Source organism: Bifidobacterium sp. UBA6881 (assembly GCA_002451435.1).
Lineage (GTDB): Bacteria > Actinomycetota > Actinomycetes > Actinomycetales > Bifidobacteriaceae > Bifidobacterium.
Map to the genome: position 1 here is coordinate 4,385 of DKCF01000093.1, position 706 is coordinate 5,090.

The 706-nt window shown below is 58.4% G+C and carries 1 protein-coding gene; it reads right to left on the reverse strand.

The genetic code is table 11. The annotated features are described in order from the left end of the window. The coding region (locus B3C64_RS07365; RefSeq protein ID WP_291534826.1) for a peroxiredoxin at nt 1-515 on the reverse strand (515 nt) is incomplete at its 3' end. Nucleotides 516-706 lie beyond the last annotated feature (191 nt).

Sequence of the window (706 nt, forward strand, 5' to 3'; positions counted from 1 at the left end):
GGCTGCCACTTGGCCGGGCAGACCTGGTCGCCATGCTCGTACACGAACTGGGAGGCCTGCACGCGGCGCAGCAGCTCGTCGGCGTTGCGTCCGACGTTGGAGGAAGTCACCTCATAGGCCACGACCTTGCCTTCCGGATTGACGATGAAATCGCCACGTTCGGCCATGCCGTCCGCCTCGTTGTAGGTGTCGAGGTCACGCGCCAGCTTCGCGGTCGGGTCGGCGAGCATCGGATACTGGATCTTGGCGATCTTCTCGCTGGCGTCATGCCAAGCCTTGTGCACGAACTGGGTGTCGCAGGAAACGGAGTAGATCTCGCAGCCGATCTTCTTGAAGTCCTCGTACTTGTCGGCAAGGTCCTCAAGCTCGGTCGGGCACACGAACGTGAAGTCGGCCGGGTAGAAGAAGAACACCGACCAATGACCGAGCACATCGGCCTTGCTCACCTCGTGGAAGTCGTCATTCTGGTAGGCGTTGACGGTGAAGTCCGTCAATTCATGCTGCAGCAGCGTCATCTTTGTTCCTTTCCGCTTGTCGCATGTGAATGTGCGCGTCTGCGAACGCCGTATTGCGTGTTTGCAAGCGTTTGCGAGTGCTCGATTTCATCGTAACCAGCGACATCGGGAAAGATAATCCCTGAGCGAAAGAATCGGTGTGAGGTTGCGCACATCATTGGCCGCGTCGCCGAACGCATCATCAATTCCAT